1 protein-coding gene is annotated in these 637 nt (G+C 65.6%); it reads left to right on the forward strand.

The genetic code is table 11. The annotated features are described in order from the left end of the window. Positions 1–413: 413 nt before the first annotated feature. Positions 414–637, forward strand: a 224-nt coding sequence (locus tag PIB16_RS26690; RefSeq protein ID WP_271046679.1) for a DUF736 domain-containing protein, incomplete at its 3' end; no start/stop codon positions are given.

Consider the following 637-nt stretch of genomic DNA (forward strand, 5'->3'; position numbering starts at 1 on the left):
TGATGCGACCGAGGACGTCGGCGATGGCATCGAGGGCGGGAGCGGGCCTGCAGCGCTGACGAGGGCATGAGCATAGGCACGAATGTTGCGCAGCCTGATGGCGGATGATCGTCAATCCGGCTGACGTCGTCGCATTCCATCCACCCCGAGCTGGCCACACCGACGCGACCTCGATGGATCTGGTGTGACCGAAGGACGCCTTCGTCTCGATCGCCTTGACCGCAACGGCCGCTCACAACTTTCTTCCCCTGCGAACAGGTTCGCATTCCTCGCGCGACCAAGAAAGCCGCTCCCGGCCGTCCTCCACTGACGGTTCCGGCCGCCAGGCGGTGCGGTGTCGATCGCCCCCGGTCTTAACACCGTCATCGAGGCCGCGATCGGCGCGGCCCGAACAACCGGAAAGGAACGCGACCATGGCAGTCATCGGCGAATTCACCACCAACGGCAACAACTCGATCGTCGGCACGGTGCGCACGCTCACCGTCAGCATGAAGGCCCGCCTGAACCCGATCGAGCGCGTCTCACGCGACGCCCCGGACTTCCGCATCACCGCCGGCAACGGCGTCGAGGTCGGCGCCGGCTGGAAGGCGGTCTCCAACGACGGCGAGGAATACATCTCGGTCAAGCTGGACGATCC

It is taken from the genome of Agrobacterium sp. ST15.13.015 (genome assembly GCF_027871645.1).
In the GTDB taxonomy this organism is placed as follows: Bacteria; Pseudomonadota; Alphaproteobacteria; order Rhizobiales; family Rhizobiaceae; genus Agrobacterium; species Agrobacterium leguminum.